Below are 15,246 nucleotides of genomic sequence, written 5' to 3'. Positions count from 1 at the left end.
AAATTATGAAAAAGTTTTTTTTGATATTGGTACTAGGTATTGTTTTAGGTTGTGGCCAAAAACTTGATCTAAAACCCGATAGTGCGATTGTTATTCCTACCTCCATTGAGGATTTTGAAAAAATATTGGATAATAGTGATATAATGAACCGATCACCAGCTTTGGCCCAAATATCGGCAGATGAATATATTATCCCCACTATTCTCGATTATAATTCATTGTATGACCCTATTAATCGTAGCGCCTACATATGGCAAAAGGATATTTATGAAGGAAAAACGCAAGTTGCAGATTGGGTAAGACCTTACGCAAAAATATTTTATGCAAATAGCGTTTTGGGGGAAGTAGCAAAACAAGATATTAGCAATAATGCCGAACTAAAGCGAATTAAAGGTTGGGCTTTATTTGTTAGGGCTTACAGCTTTTATGAACTGGTAAGTATATTTTCAAAGGCTTACAATGAAAATACAGCCGCAACAGATCTTGGTATACCTTTAAAACTGAATCCAGCAATTACCCAAATTGTACCGCGAAGTACCGTAAAGCAAACTTATGATCAGATTATTGAAGATGTAACCCAAGCAAGTAACTTATTGCAAACAAATGTTATTCTAAACAAGCGTAATCGACCATCCAAAGTTTCCGCATACACACTATTAGCCCGAGTATATTTAAGTATGCGTAAATATACTGAAGCTGAAACAAATGCTGATAAAGCTCTGTCATTATTTTCTACGCTCACTGATTATAAGACTTTGCCAATAAGAGAATACACTTCTTTTGACTTTAATACTTCTGAAATCATCTACTTTTCAAACACCACCGATTACGGTGATACAACACTACCATACGGAGAACTATATACTATCTTACCTTCTATTGTTAACCTTTTTGACACTAACGATTTAAGGCGAACAATTTGGTTTGCACAAAATGACAACAGCAATTGGTACATAAAGGGGATAAATAATGGTTATGGCTATCCTTTTACGGGTTTAGCAACAGATGAACTACTTTTAATTAAGGCAGAATGTTTGGCTCGACGAAACCAAAGTCAGGATGCAATGGATCAGGTTAATCGTTTGCTTATTACACGCTGGGATGCTAACGCAAGTATACCTGCTAAACCTTATCAAAATGTTACAGCATCTAGCTCTTCCGATGCCCTTGATAAAGTGCTTTTGGAACGTAGAAAATCGTTGCTATGGCGAAGTGTAAGATGGACAGACCTGAAACGGCTGAATCTGGAAGGCAGAAATATTACCCTAACCCGTAACCTAGAAGGTACTATCTATACGCTAGAACCCAACAGTCCGCGTTACGTACTACCAATACCTGATGATGAAATCGGGTTAAGTGGCATACCTCAAAACATTAGATAAACAAATGAAAAAGCGAATAATTTTTAACCTGGCTATATTACTGTGTTTAACACTTAAAATTGCAGCACAAAATACTGTAAAATTAACAGGACATATTGATACTGTAATTATGAATAAATATAAGGCACAGGAACTTATATTAAGAGCAAAAGAAAACGCCAGTAAAGACAACGAGGGAATTACCTATAAAGTGCCTGTCACTGCAAACGGTAATTTTAAAACTGAAATTACCCTAAAAGATAGCCTTGCTTATTTTGCATTTGAGATAGCAGATCATAAAATTTCAAATTCAATTGGTAGGTATTATAATGTTTCGGATCCTGAACGCAGTACCACATTAAGCGAAGTTTACCTGTTTGAGCGTGGCGATAGTGTAAAGATGCAGTTAAAAAGTAATAAATCTATGTTGTTCTCTGGTAAAGGGAGTGAAAAATTAAATTGCCAATTTCAACTATATAATATTCCCTTATCCTTAAAAGCAGTTGCAGATAGAGTATTGGCGCTAAAAAATGAAAGCAAGTTAAAACAAGCAACTATGTTAGAGGCAGAAGTCGTAAATGCACAAATAGCACAAAGATTAATACTGCTGAAAAGTTATAAGGAAGTACTAAAACCTTATATATACGATTTACTATATCTCGATGCAGTAAACGGCTTACTATTACAGGCTTATTCCAGATTGCCCAACTACCTACTAATTTATACCGCTAAAAATGAGCTTTTAATTACACAGGAGTATTATAACACCCTTGTTGGTTTGGATTATGGGGAGAGTTTAATTCAGGATAAACTTAAAGCAAAATCAGCATTTTATCCGAATATGCTTTTGGAAAGAGAATTTATTAAGCTCATTGTATTTGAAAATAGCTTAAAGGATCATTGGGACTCTACTTTTACAAAACTGTATAATAGCTTAAAAAGCAATTTTATAGGCAATTTACGCGATAAACTGATATTACTTTGTTACGAGAATTTTGCTGCTCAAAGTACAGACAGTGCAAAAAAACTTTATACGGATGCAATTAATACAATGAAAAGCGATATAGATCAGCAGCAACTAAAACAATTAATGGTAAAGTACACCAGCCAAGCATATCCCTTTACTTTTTATGATGCTCTTGGAAAAGTTCATAAATTGAAAGACTATTCTGGTAAACTCATTGTAATAGACTTTTGGTTTACCAGTTGCGCTGCCTGCGCCATACTTGCCAAAGCTATGCATCCCATACATGAAAAGTTTAAAAATTATACAGATGTTGTTTTTATAACGGTTAGCACAGACTTAAAAGATAAATGGTTGGCAAGTCTTAAAACCGATTTATACACTACTAACAGATTGGTAAACTTAAATACCAATGGTAAAGGTTTTAATGACCCCATGATTGCTTATTATAAATTCAAAGCTTTTCCGCAACAAATTATTATTGGTAAGCAAGGACAGCTAATCACTGCATCACCACCTCGACCAGATGAAAGTAATGAGAATATGATTTCCTTTAGTAAACTAATTATAGATAATCTTTAAAATTATATAAGGGGAACTTAAAAAAGTTCCCCCTATTAAAACTCGTTACTTCCAAGAACTGTTAGGGTCTTGGAATGTAACTGTGTAATCTCCGTTAGATTGCGGCAAGTCATCTTCAGAAAATTGACCTGGTAAATTATTTCCGGTGATTGTTATTCGACAGTAAAAATCATCGGGCTTACAAGTTTTTCCTGACGGTGGACTTCCCATTGGAATGTAATCATTGCCTACGTGATAATACACTTGTGTCGCTAATACCGGTTTTTCAACTTTTTTTTCACCGTTAAAGAATGCGAATGCGCTTCCTGCTACCAACACGATAGCTAGTGAAGCAAATGATGTCATTTTTTTCATAATATAAAAATTTTGTGGATAGTCATGCCTACTCTGTTAAAGGTTTTCGGCTTCCCCTATTATTTTTTTGCCATAGGTATGGCTGTTCGGTGATGGTATGTTCTCACCAAAATGGTACTTTGAAATATTAAAATTGGCTGGTATAAGGCTATAGAAAATAGCGCTTCAGGAGTTGGCTATCTGCGATACAGATAGTTTTAGGTTTGACTTAGAGTTAACTATTTAAACGCTTTCTCTGTTTAGAGAAGCTTTTTTGCTGAAAAACTACTTTTTAAAACTCTTAAAAAGTTCATCGCGCCAATAATATTTTGGCGGGTCAACTACTCCTATCTCCATCAGATAAAACAAAAGAGAATAATAATAAAACATAGCGGTAAAGACAAATAAAAATATCAAAAAAGTCAAACTTGGTATATCGTCCTGTATACTGTCAAATGACCTGCATCTAAAATAAGCAGTTAACCAGGCGATAGATAGGACTACTGTACTAATGGCTATATAAATTTCCAGACTGGCTTTTTTAGTAATATCCAATGCCATAAGATTGAAACAGATGGAAAACACCATAAAAGAGACAAAGATGGCAAATAGCAAAATGCCCCTATTTTCCCTTAACCACCCTAAACCCAATATAAGGTTCTTGTTAAGTACCAAATTCATCATTAAATCAATTGTTTTAAATTTTATAGGTCACTTTATAAAAAGATTTGGGATTGTTATGGATATAGTCTAACCATTTGGTTAGTAATCCCGATACAGACTCTCATTTCTGAAAGTTTTAGTTCTATACTTGATCGCATAAAAGCCACCAAAAACACAAACGACTGATTTACAAATCATTGTAGCATTGTAAAGATATAATCAAATTGCGATAAAAAGCAAGGGGTAAATCCGTAAAAAGTCTCAAAAAATCGCATTTTGTTCGAAACATACATTTTTATGTATCGAAACATACACTTTTATGTATCGAAATGACAAAAAAAATTTAGCGGATGTCAAATTTTGACTTAAAATCATCGATATTTTCCCCTGTTACGGTCAAATTTGGACGCTTGTCTTCGTCAATTTCGTCGAGATCAGTAACGATAAACAGTTCTAACGTATTTCTTTTTGCTCCTATTTTATATCCTTTTACCGCTTCAAGGTTGACGATTGTACTGCGGTTGATCTGACAGTATCCTTTATCTTCAAGTTGCTTAATTAGGTTTGCCAGCTTATCTTTTACAGGATAAATCTTTCCTTCCCGGTCATAGACACGTAACTGTCGGTTGATATAAGCAAATAGAATAATATCCTTTCTCAGGTCGAGATTAACAGTAATACCGCTGTTACTCACTTTGAAAATTTCTTCATCGGAGTTGGTCTGTTCCGGCTTGGAGTACCAAAGATTGTAAGCGAGGTAATACAAATTGATAATTACCAGAAAAGCAGTGATCAGGTATATATCGAAGCGGAGAAAACCATTAGTACGGATGTCCTGACCGATGCTATTGAAATGAATTGCATATGCAATCACATCGATAGTTAAGGGAACCAAAATCCCTAAACCAATCTGCCTGATAGCTCTTTTAGAGAATTGGCTACGCCAGGAAAATCTCCTATCCAATTTAACGCTGCAATAATGGATAAACTCAACCATAGCGAATGCCATTAATGTACTCTGTAATAAAATAGGGTAGAATTCTGCACTGCCAAAAGCATCAGGAAGATCAAGTGGTCTGCCATAAAAAAGTATGCATAATGAGCTGAACAAAGAAATTATGATACGTACCCAGATATTATGGTATTGCGCAACATTCATGATAAACAATTTTCAATATTTCACACAAAATCTAACAAAGAGTTAAAATACAACAATTATTTACATATTAATTAAATTCCATGACAAAACAACCACTTACACCAGTAGGTGTACAAAACAAACTAACTGAGCTTTATGCATTAGCTGACCTAGCTTTGCAAACCGAAGCATTGACGATCCAATCTTTCTTTAAAGAATGGGTAAAAGCAAATTTTACCTTGAACACAAAACAAGATGAATACCTGGATAATCTCAATGATCAGATTGCTGCTTACTTCGGTTCTCAATGTTCCCTATGCTTCTCCAGCAAATTGCCTATTGACTTAATTTACCCTGCTCCACCATCCGGAGAATACTCCAAATGGACTGGCTCATCAAATAATCTGGCTGTTAAATCCGATGGTAAAGAAAAACCAACAGCTACAGGTTCGCTAACATTCGAGTTCACCTACACAGTTTAACCTCTCATAAATCTATATTTTTTTATTATTTAACAACAATTTTATGCCATTAGAGCCAATGACACCGACCGGTGTGGAAGACAAAATCAAAGCCCTTTATTTATTATCAGACACCGCTTTACAAGTTGAAGCGTTATCCATTCAAGCAGATTTTAAAGCATGGGTAAGAGCTAACTTTATCCTAAGTACAAAACAAGAGGATTACTTAGATGATTTGAATGCCCAAATCTCAACTTACTTCGGTTCACAATCATCAATCTGTTTTTCAAACCGATTACCGATTGAACTCATCTATCCTGCTCCTCCAACCGGAGAATACTCTAAATGGACAGGTTCATCCAACAACCTGGCTGTTAAGTCCGACGGTGGCGCAAAACCTGTAGCAACAGGTACCCTAACATTTGAGTTTAGCTATACAGCAAAGTAACTTAAAAAATATCCCTACAGGTTTCAATAACTTGTAGGGACTTTTGCTTATTGGGAGGAAAGTCACTAATGATTTTATTAAAATTAATGATTATTCAGCTATCGTTTTAGCGTAGAAATACTCAATATTTACCTTACAAAAAAGGATTCTTAATATTAATTGAGTAACTGATTTCGATAGATGGAACATCTAAGACGTGTTCAGTTATTGGAATCAATATGACAAAAATTTTATGATATGAAAACTCAGAAAACAGATAAAGAGGTACCTAACCTTCATCCGAAATTCTTTTGGGAATATGATTTTGACGAAATGGATTGGGATGAAGCTTACAAGATGGTAATTGGTCGAATCATAGAACGTGGCTCACAGCAGGAAGCTGATGAACTGGTTCGTTTTTACGGCTATGAAAAGGTAATAAAAGCATTACGTGATGAAATCTATTTTTTGCCGAATTATGGAATTGATAGCGCTATAAAATTTTTTCCGGAATTAAAAAAAGAGGAAATGTACTGCTACCTGAACAGGCTAGGCAAACCTTATGATTGGCTTTAATCTATGAAATACCAATTTAGGAGACATAAAATAAATAGCCCGTACCATTAATGAAAATGATACGGGCTTCTTTTTTTGGCTGTAACGCAGCTTTGCTATTTACCCTGAGCTACTTCATTTTCAGGCATGAATTTGACCTTCTATTTTTTGATATTCCCAAAATTGTCTTTGATGGTAAATGTATCGTGCTTCTATAAGATATATCTACAGCCTTAACGTTAAGAGTGTTGCTGATCCCCCCTTCATTCGAGTTATTTAAAAAAGATGAACTTTAAAAAATAGGCCCCCTTTTTGTATGCTGTACAATTAATTTTAAAGCGGCTCCATAGGAATTTGTAATTCTAGCGGTTATTTCTTTTCGATACTGATCTGTCTCTGTAAAATCAATTGTACTACTAGTTAAAGCTACGCTCAAATCATCAATTAAATTATCAGCATTTCTTAACATTTCATCGTGAACAGTCGGAATAAGCTTTTGAAGAAGCACTAAAAATTTAACTCTATAATCTGCAGCAGATGCTTTAAACTCGTTAATCAAGTCAATAGTTTCCACTTGGGATAAAGCTCTTTGATTTACACCGCTGGAAATACAAGCATTCGTAATTTCAGAATAAAAGTCATTGATCTTATCCAAATTAGGTTCAATTACCAAATCCTTAAACCATAAAGTATCAATATCCTTAGCATCCTTTTGTTTCTGATATATGAGGACATAATACCCCATGCCTAATGTAAAAAACCCCACAAATATATTCGCTATTTTTTCAAAGGGGTCTAAAAAGCTATTAAATTCAGTAAAGCCACGACAAACTTTTAGGAACTCAATCACTTTTTCTAGAACAAAATAAATATTTAAAGAAAAAATAGAGCTCAAGTTTATTTTGCTAAAGCATTATTACTTCTTAATATCCTATCAATCGCCTCATCAACATCAGATTTAACGTCATATCTAGTACTTCCATTTTTGAAAATAACCTTTTCATTAAATCTTTCTTTTCCTAATTTTTTAACCGCATTAAATAAAAATTCTTCCAAAAAAGAGGGATTAACAGACATTACCTCTTCAGGTACTATTATTTCAATAGTACCTTCATTGTCTATCAATTCATCGAGTTTTGACTTTATTCTGATGTCTCTACCTCTATCTCTACCGATAAACACTTTTGAGCCAGCAGTTCTATACTGTTCTAAATTAATCGTTGCTTTCATCATCACCCTTTAATGTTAAATCTGTTGTGTTTTCATAATCAAGTTTCAATCTCACGGAAATCATAGTTCCTGGAAAATAATTTTCTTCATACATCACGTACTTCTCGTCTGGTAAATCCTCTATACTTCCTGATTCGTTGAATGTCATCATTTTAAATTCGTTCCCATGCTTCCCCCTAATCCCTTTCGTTATCTGATAACCTCCATCGAAAATAATTCTGGTATGCCCAGATATTATCACCATTTTTGAAACCTCATCGCGTTCACTATTTCCTTTCAAACCAAAAAAGTTCTCAATAAATTGTATTGCTCCATTTCCGCGTTCTCTGTGATTTACACTTGTAACCCCCTCCTGTAAAGCATACAAAGTCCAAAGTGTTTCTTCTTCAAACTTTCTCTTTTTAAAGAAATTTTTAAATGAAAAAGTACCACTTAGTTTCTCCATTTGCCTAACTATCCGTTTGGGAGCATTTGGACTTTTAAAAGTTTCATATATAGTGTTCCCAAAATTTAGAATGGATAAATTAAATACTCCATATCCTGCCTCATTTTGCTCATCTCCATTATCTTCAAAATGTCCAATTAAATAACGCATTTGCCTACCCGAATGATCTTCAGAATTTAAAAGCATTTCACCTATCACCTTGTAAAACTTTGTCTCAGCTTGATCAGTAAGCGTACGATTTACTTTCCCCAAACATTCCTTAATATAATCAACCGTTTCAGTAGTATGAAGATCTCTTCTTACTTGGTAATCACTTTTGTTTCTATCTCCAATTCGGATAGCAAAGGGAATTGCACCTCTAAATACTTGAGATTCATTTCGAAGATTTTTATATGCTCCTACAGAATACAAGATTTTTTTGATTTCGTATTTATCATTATTGCTTGTTCTAATAGCTTCAATTTTCGCTGGTTTTCGAGCTTGCTCACAAGCATTAAAATAATTGATAAAATCAGCTAAAATAATATCCATCACAAGAGAAGCACTTACATCAATTTCATTACATTTTCCATAATTAATAACCACTTCATCAACTGTCTCAAAATACAATAAGTTAAACAGACGCTTCAAAAAATCTAGACTATCATCATAGTTATCAACTAAAGAAAAATGCTCCGGCACTTCAATATCATTAGTATCAAAACAGTATAAACGATTACAGAAATCATGTTCTTCTAGCGTTTTAAAGTATTCTATATTGTCCGAATAATTTGGAATGAATCTATAACGACGTCTTTTCTCCAAAAATTCATGCAAAGGATAATTCTTAAATAATGCATCAGGGTTTTTTAAGCGCACATCAGCTTTATACTTTAAGAATCCTAACTTTAATCGATGGAGTTTACTATTTCTTCTGAAATTCAATACCGCATATATTAACTGGCATTAATACTAATTTTTTGGCGTACACAAAGTAGCTGAGCTAATATTTAAAGGTGTAAATTTATTGAAATTTAATTTAACAGTAATTAAATAAAACTTAATTTATTGAAACAATAGAAAATACTAAGCCCTAACTAAACAGACTAGGCAAACCTTATGATTGGCTTTGATCTATGAAAACCCGATATAGAGGATTAAAAATAAGTAGCCCGTACCATTAATAAAAATGATACGGGCTTCTTTTTGGCTGTAACCTTTCTGTGCTATTTACCCATTGCTACTTCATTCTCAGGCATAAATTTGACCTTCTGCTTTTTTATGTTCCCGAAATTATCTTTGACGGTAATTTCAAAGAAATGTTCAGTATCAGTAAATGAAGTATATTTCAATATGAACGTCCTGTCATTCAAATCGTACTCAATGTTCTGACCTAAAAAAACACCTGATTCATCTTCTAGCATTCCGCTGCCTAAAAATTGAACATAGCTTATTTTATATTGGGTAGCAGGCTGCTGTCCTGATGGTACAATTCGTAAATGCAATGCCAGGGGCGTGTACTTTGCAATGATAAAAGGTACGCTTTCCATTGTTAGTGCAAAATCATGACCGGTTGTTTCCGGCGTTTGCGGTTTAAAAATATCCAGATCCTTTTTATTACATCCCATACAAATCACTGTCATGAGCAGTACTGCAGCTACAATTAATTTTTTCATTTTTTTATTCCTCCTATTTATTTTTTATCTGATCATTACTTTTGCGCCAATTCCTATCTGGCTGTTAAACTTATCATGCGCGTTGAAAAGCAATCTTTCTTTCCCGTTTACAAACAGGATTAGCTTGTCATTAACGAAGAACTCTGCTTCCAGACTTGCTGCACCGCCCGCTATAAACTTATCCTGATTGAGCAAGATTCCGCCATCATACAGCTCATGGACTCCCCAGTTCAGCCTTTCATATCCGGCTATTCCCGATGCTCCCGCTGATACAATTACATTTCGCCCTCGATCTGTAATTAGCGGGAAGTAATGCCCGATTTCCCCGGTAAACTGAGCCAGGCTCACCGAACGATCTTCATAGGCATAACGCTTATGGTAATACTCTGCTCCTAACACCCAGCGGCTACTGATTGCGGTGTAGTGATTGAATGCCGCACCCAGGTAATAAGCCTGGTTCTGATCTTTTGCAAAAAAATAGCCATTGGCTAAACCTCCGCGGATTTCAATGCCCTGTTGTCCTTTAAAAAAGCGCTGTGCATTAGCTGAATTTGCTGCCAGTAATAATACCAGCAGACTGTAAACAATCATGTGTTTTTTCATGTGATTTTATTTTAATTTGTGAATAGACTTTGTGTGATTGACCAGATCGTTATTGTCGATCAGGAATTTGAGGTTACGGCCTCCGTTTTTTTCAAAGAGTTCTACAACCAGTAGCTTGTCATCGGGAATGGTGAATCTCTCCAGAACGAATACGCTGCGCTCAGTACTTTGCCCGGAAACGAAAGTGGGCTGGTTAAAGCTTCTTACTGGTTCCAGAACACGCTCTTGAATGGCGGTACGTTTGATGAGTTTTTTATCGACTATCTTAATGGTCATGAAGTCAATTTCATGGGGAATGTTCGACAGGTTTTTCAATTGGGTATGAAAGAAAAAAAGTCCGTTATGTGTATATATTCCCCTTAGCGAGAACTCAACACCAAATTTCTTATCACCGATGTGTTTGATCTCCTTTTTGTTATTGGTGTAGATCGTATTGACAATTTGTTTCACCAGCATAGGTGACTCCTCAGCGAGTTCTTTTAAGTACACCGGAGAATTTTTTGCAGCCGGATTTGAAGCCTGATCTGTCTTTAACAGGTTTCGAACTTCAATATTCAGTTTCTCCGGCTCATCGGCATATTTGACGTTAAAGGTGAAGAAATTGCCGTCTTCAGTGATCACAGCAAAGTTTGTCTCAGGTTTGAATCCTTTTTGACTGGCTTTTATGCGCAATACATTTTCCGCGCCGTCAGCTTTACCGGCTATGATACTTGGTGATCCCAGGTCCACATAGCGTATTGCAGAGGGGAAAATAAGGTGTACCGTTTTTTCAAAGGTCACTTCCACACCATAGACTGGAATGACTTTATCAAAGTTGATTTTTTTACTCATCCCCTGATAATAATCACCGGTTGTAGGTTGATCCTGGGCAAAGGCATTGCCTGTGGCTACCAATAAGGCAACCATTAATAATAATTGTTTCATGATTTTGGATTTGATTATGGTCTGTTAGACCGGTTTGCTATTATTTTGATTTTGGTAATAGAAATACTTTGTAGCCCGATTTTAAATGGACTTTTACTTGTTTCACTTTTTTTGAAAGGTAAGCCGAGGTTCCCTGAATGATTCCTTTGCTCAGATCAGCAGCAACCTGCTGTCCCGCGTTTTGAGTAATGCTGAAACTACTCCCCATTCCCTGCCCCATTCCGGCTCCGATTTCTTTGAGCGCGCTGTTTTCCATAGAGGCTGGAATATAAATCCCCGGCTGTCCATCGGTATCATACACGATAAGGTCTACCGCTGTAATATTGCCTTGATATTCTATCGAACTGATAAACAGCGAAAGTCTGTCACCGCCAATTGCAGCAGTTCCGCTGATCAGTGTACCCTTTGGTACAAGCTGGTTTCCAATCTTAACAGGTTCCAGCAGTCTAAGGCGAACACTTTGTCCAGAGGTCAAAGTCTGCTGCTCATGTACGCAGGCTGTAATTGTATTCTTTAAAGGGGCATCCTGTTCATTACCAACAGGCGTAATAAAATCCACCTGTTCTGGTTTTTGGCTCTGATCCAGTCTTGACACAATTTGCTCTTTGAGTTTTCTAACAGGCGCGGCAATAACTTTTTTACCGGTTTTGGGCTGAATACTATCCTCCGCTTTTTGGAAATCAACCGTATTTGTGTTTGGGCTCTTCGGCAAATATTTCGCAGCCATTTCATACGATTTTTCCATTAGCTTAACCTGCTCATCCATAACATTCGCCGTTGAATTTTTAGATTCCAATTGCGCTCTTAGCCTTTGGTTTTCATCTTTCAGCCGTTCGGTTTCCATATCCACCCTTGGATGATCATAAAAATTATCCATAGTACGATTGATATCCCTGTAAGCCGCAATTGAACCTTTAACACCCGCTTTCTCCCGAGCTACTGATCTTCCGCTAAAATGGTTTTCTGTCTTTGACTGAGGCTGCACCGCTGCATTTTGATCTTCATCCCTTTGCTCATTCTTACCCATAAGGTCTTCAAAATCCTGTAAAGTTCGCATTTTACTTTCCGCCCTTTCTTTGGACTGCTGCTGCTCATAGGCACTTTTCTTGTCGCCGATGATACTTTCGTCCTTTGGTTGCGGTATCGTTGTATTTAAACCTTTTTGTTCCGCCTGCTTAGTACTTTCAGAAGGGACAAAAATTAACCACATACTCAGCGCAAATACGACAGCTAAACCAATGTAAACACCAACCTTCTTTAGATTTTTTAGCATTGCCTGCTTGTTTTTATTGTTTTCCATCGCGCATTTGTTTTTTAAGATTGATACTATCTGCTGTCTCGATTTTCAATGCCGGGCTTTTTATATGCTTCATCTGGAGCTGTTCCCCATCTTTTAAACCGATATAATAGATCCCCGAAACAATCGTGTAGAATGATATAAATGCCATGAACAAAAAGGCGATCCCTACGACCATAAGTTTAGTTTCCGGTTCTATCCGGTCAATAAGCTGGACAAACTTACTTTCAGAAGCAGTCCATATTTTTAAGATTTTCTCTTTCATCATTTATCTGTTTAAGGTTCTTAAATCTTTATTCTCAATAACCTCGAATGCTTCAATAGTAAAGCCATGCGGGTTATTGTCCGATCGTACAGAATTGATCAGATTACACCTGGTCACAAGGCTCCGTTCAGTAATATTACTTTCCCTGATAATTCTTTGCCTGGCATTTACCCTTACCTGATACGGATAGCTATCCATTTTACAGGAGATGCTATCAACTGCAATCGTTTGATTGATATTACCCGATACAATGCGGTTATAATATCCCTTCTCACTCAAATCCTGATAGTAATTAAAGGCGCTTTTATCCGTTAAAAAAAGTGCTCTTTTTATATTACTCTCGATCGCATTTTTATCAGGTGAAAGCGTAAAGAACAATTCGTGAAACCTTTTCACGTGTTCTTTAGCTTCCACTGGTCTGTTTTGCGACATATCTTGCGACAAAGCCACCATCAGCGATTTACCTTGATCCAAAACATATATTTTTTGGCGTTGGACTTCTGCAAACTTAAAGGCGCTGAAAACGGAATATCCTGTAATTCCGGCACAAAGGCAGATAAACACGATTCCAAAAAAACGGATCTGCTTAAAACTGCTTTCAATATTTCTTAGTGTTTTAAATTCCATAATCTTGTTTATTACTTCATTAATCGTCCTGTAATGTTCCCGCTGGCTGCTCCGGCAGCTCCGCCTACTGTGGAACTTTCCTGCATTAATTTCCCATACACGTTTCCGGCAGCAGCTCCACCTACACCACCAACTACCGAGGTACCTTTTGATGCAGTATTGGTTACATTTCTTCCGTAGTTACTTAAGCCTCCAGCCTGTATGATCCAGCCTGCTACTGTAGGAATAGTGAAATACCCAATAATACCAATGATCATAAAAATGATGTAAATGGTATTGGAGGCTTCCAGCGAAAAATCAGGATTGCTTTCCAGTGCTGCGATGTCGTTTTTAAGCATGAGAATTTGAACACGGGCAAGGATTGCGCTGAAAAGATCCGACACTGGCAGCCATAAATACACGCTGATGTACCGGGTTAGCCACTGGGCTAAGTTTGCCTGAAATCCGTCCCAGACCGACACAGCAAATGCAATCGGTCCGAGAATTGCCAGTACAATAAGAAAAAAAGTTCGTATCGTGTCAATGACTAGCGCGGAAGCTTGAAACAAGATTTCCAGTAACTCCCTGAAAAAATCCCTGAACGATTTTTGCATATTGTACATTCCCCTTTCCAAATACATTGTTGCCATCGTTGCCAGATCAGTCGGACTCCATCCCAATTCTTCCAATTGCTTGTCGAATTCTTCATTGGAGACTAAATAAGCTGTCTCGGGGTTCCTGCGCATCACTTCCTGCTCCAACCTGTCCTTTTGCTCCCGGTAAGCATTCATATCGAATGTTTGGGTTTCTAGCATTTGATGGGTTCCGCTGACAACCGGAGAGAGTATTGCATTTAAAGTTCCCAATACCAGCGTAGGAAAGAACATGATGCAAAGCCCAATTGCGAAAGGTCTGAGCAGTGGGTAAACATCAATCGGCTCTGCCCTCGATAAAGATTGATAGACTTTGTTTGCCATGTAAAACAGCGCACCTAAACCGGCAATCCCCTTTGCGATGCCGGCCATATCAGAACATAGCGGCATCATTTCCAGATACAGATCCCGCAGAATCTGGTGTAAATTTTGAAATTCCATGACTACCAGTATTTTTCAGAAGCTGAACCATATAAACCAATCACCCTGTTCAGATCGCCTTTTTTCTTAGCACGTAAAAACGACACTGAAATGTTTTTCCTGGTGTAATAAGCGACTAAGTCACGTTGCTTTTTCACCCTGTCATACACCCTGTCTATGATGCCCATACGTTCGCTGTCACTCAGCGAAAGTCCATTGGTATTCACCACCGTTCGTAGTTCCAGAAGCATATCTGCTCCACCTTCCAGTAGTTTTGCATATCCGGTCGCAATTGCCACAAGTTCCTCAACCGAATAATTGGGATCTTGCAGCATCTTTTGAAAGTTCTGCACATACAGATCGGAGATATCACCTACCATGAGAATGGTATTTTGCACCTTCCGCGCATCCTTCACCAGGTTGTGAACCGACTTCAAGGCATCATAGTACTGCTTACCCTGCTCATAAATTTTCACCGTTTCATTAAAATTCTTAATCATATTTGAAGCAGTGGTCGAGGTTTGAACAATCTGTCTTGTCGTGTTGACTATTCCCTGAGCCAGGTTGCTGGGATCACTTACTACCCATTGGGCTTTCACCGGTGCAGTAGCCAAAACTGTGGCTACAAACACCATATAGATTAGTTTTTTCATTGCTTTAATTT

18 protein-coding genes are annotated in these 15,246 nt (G+C 36.8%); 5 read left to right on the top strand and 13 right to left on the bottom strand.

Going from position 1 to position 15,246, the window contains the following annotated elements:
• The first annotated feature begins 5 nt into the window (after positions 1-5).
• Together B3394_RS10765 and B3394_RS10760 are read left to right on the top strand one after the other, a co-directional pair.
• On the top strand, positions 6-1,382 hold the full coding sequence (locus B3394_RS10765; RefSeq protein ID WP_286920396.1) for a RagB/SusD family nutrient uptake outer membrane protein: 1,377 nt from the start codon (positions 6-8) through the stop codon (positions 1,380-1,382).
• A 4-nt stretch (positions 1,383-1,386) separates the two neighbouring features.
• The gene (locus B3394_RS10760) at positions 1,387-2,907 is read left to right on the top strand and encodes a TlpA family protein disulfide reductase (protein ID WP_286920395.1); all 1,521 of its coding nucleotides are present in this window, start codon (positions 1,387-1,389) and stop codon (positions 2,905-2,907) included.
• Between the two features lie 45 nt (positions 2,908-2,952).
• Here the strand turns inward: B3394_RS10760 and B3394_RS10755 are convergent, their stop codons facing one another.
• On the bottom strand, positions 2,953-3,261 hold the full coding sequence (locus B3394_RS10755) for a hypothetical protein (protein ID WP_286920394.1): 309 nt from the start codon (positions 3,259-3,261) through the stop codon (positions 2,953-2,955).
• Between the two features lie 985 nt (positions 3,262-4,246).
• Positions 4,247-4,912, bottom strand: coding sequence for a LytTR family DNA-binding domain-containing protein (locus tag B3394_RS10750; RefSeq protein ID WP_286920393.1), 666 nt, complete (start codon positions 4,910-4,912; stop codon positions 4,247-4,249).
• 230 nt (positions 4,913-5,142) lie between these two features.
• Here B3394_RS10750 and B3394_RS10745 point away from each other — a divergent pair, with 230 nt between their 5' ends.
• The 3 genes from B3394_RS10745 (at position 5,143) to B3394_RS10735 (ending at position 6,505) form a co-directional block, all read left to right on the top strand.
• Entirely contained in the window at positions 5,143-5,523 is a 381-nt protein-coding gene (locus tag B3394_RS10745) for a hypothetical protein (protein ID WP_286920392.1), read from the top strand.
• Between the two features lie 43 nt (positions 5,524-5,566).
• On the top strand, positions 5,567-5,950 hold the full coding sequence (locus B3394_RS10740) for a hypothetical protein (protein WP_286920391.1): 384 nt from the start codon (positions 5,567-5,569) through the stop codon (positions 5,948-5,950).
• A 237-nt stretch (positions 5,951-6,187) separates the two neighbouring features.
• Positions 6,188-6,505, top strand: a complete 318-nt coding sequence (locus tag B3394_RS10735; protein ID WP_286920390.1) for a DUF6922 domain-containing protein — start codon at positions 6,188-6,190, stop codon at positions 6,503-6,505.
• A 271-nt stretch (positions 6,506-6,776) separates the two neighbouring features.
• On the opposite strand, the gene B3394_RS10730 is transcribed toward B3394_RS10735, so the two are convergent.
• From B3394_RS10730 to B3394_RS10680, 11 genes are all read right to left on the bottom strand, one after another.
• Positions 6,777-7,379 (bottom strand): hypothetical protein, encoded by a 603-nt coding sequence (locus B3394_RS10730; RefSeq protein ID WP_286920389.1) that lies wholly within the window; start codon positions 7,377-7,379, stop codon positions 6,777-6,779.
• 2 nt (positions 7,380-7,381) lie between these two features.
• Positions 7,382-7,717, bottom strand: coding sequence for an STAS-like domain-containing protein (locus tag B3394_RS10725; RefSeq protein ID WP_286920380.1), 336 nt, complete (start codon positions 7,715-7,717; stop codon positions 7,382-7,384).
• On the bottom strand, positions 7,698-9,083 hold the full coding sequence (locus B3394_RS10720) for a hypothetical protein (protein WP_286920342.1): 1,386 nt from the start codon (positions 9,081-9,083) through the stop codon (positions 7,698-7,700). The genes B3394_RS10725 and B3394_RS10720 overlap by 20 nt, the downstream gene beginning before the upstream one ends.
• Positions 9,084-9,364: 281 nt before the next feature.
• Complete coding sequence (locus B3394_RS10715) at positions 9,365-9,814, bottom strand: TraQ conjugal transfer family protein (RefSeq protein ID WP_286920341.1); 450 nt, start codon at positions 9,812-9,814, stop codon at positions 9,365-9,367.
• Between the two features lie 24 nt (positions 9,815-9,838).
• Positions 9,839-10,417, bottom strand: a complete 579-nt coding sequence (locus tag B3394_RS10710) for a conjugal transfer protein TraO (RefSeq protein ID WP_286920340.1) — start codon at positions 10,415-10,417, stop codon at positions 9,839-9,841.
• Positions 10,418-10,423: 6 nt separating this feature from the next.
• Positions 10,424-11,341, bottom strand: a complete 918-nt coding sequence (gene traN, locus B3394_RS10705) for a conjugative transposon protein TraN (RefSeq protein ID WP_286920324.1) — start codon at positions 11,339-11,341, stop codon at positions 10,424-10,426.
• Between the two features lie 40 nt (positions 11,342-11,381).
• Positions 11,382-12,641 (bottom strand): conjugative transposon protein TraM, encoded by a 1,260-nt coding sequence (gene traM, locus B3394_RS10700; RefSeq protein ID WP_286920323.1) that lies wholly within the window; start codon positions 12,639-12,641, stop codon positions 11,382-11,384.
• Positions 12,628-12,906 carry a TraL conjugative transposon family protein gene (locus tag B3394_RS10695; RefSeq protein ID WP_286920322.1) on the bottom strand — a complete coding sequence of 93 codons (279 nt, stop codon included), beginning with the start codon at positions 12,904-12,906 and terminating at the stop codon, positions 12,628-12,630. The genes traM and B3394_RS10695 overlap by 14 nt, the downstream gene beginning before the upstream one ends.
• Positions 12,907-13,530 carry a conjugative transposon protein TraK gene (gene traK / locus B3394_RS10690; protein ID WP_286920321.1) on the bottom strand — a complete coding sequence of 208 codons (624 nt, stop codon included), beginning with the start codon at positions 13,528-13,530 and terminating at the stop codon, positions 12,907-12,909. It lies immediately after the preceding gene.
• Between the two features lie 11 nt (positions 13,531-13,541).
• A complete protein-coding gene (gene traJ, locus B3394_RS10685) occupies positions 13,542-14,603 on the bottom strand; it encodes a conjugative transposon protein TraJ (RefSeq protein WP_286920319.1) in 1,062 nt (353 codons plus the stop codon).
• A 2-nt stretch (positions 14,604-14,605) separates the two neighbouring features.
• Entirely contained in the window at positions 14,606-15,235 is a 630-nt protein-coding gene (locus B3394_RS10680) for a DUF4141 domain-containing protein (protein ID WP_286920291.1), read from the bottom strand.
• Positions 15,236-15,246 lie beyond the last annotated feature (11 nt).

The sequence above is a fragment of the Flavobacterium sp. UBA4197 genome (assembly GCF_002379575.1).
Lineage (GTDB): Bacteria > Bacteroidota > Bacteroidia > Flavobacteriales > Flavobacteriaceae > Flavobacterium > Flavobacterium inviolabile.
The sequence above is the reverse complement of the archived record's forward strand: the minus strand, read 5'-3'. Positions and strand labels throughout refer to the sequence as shown.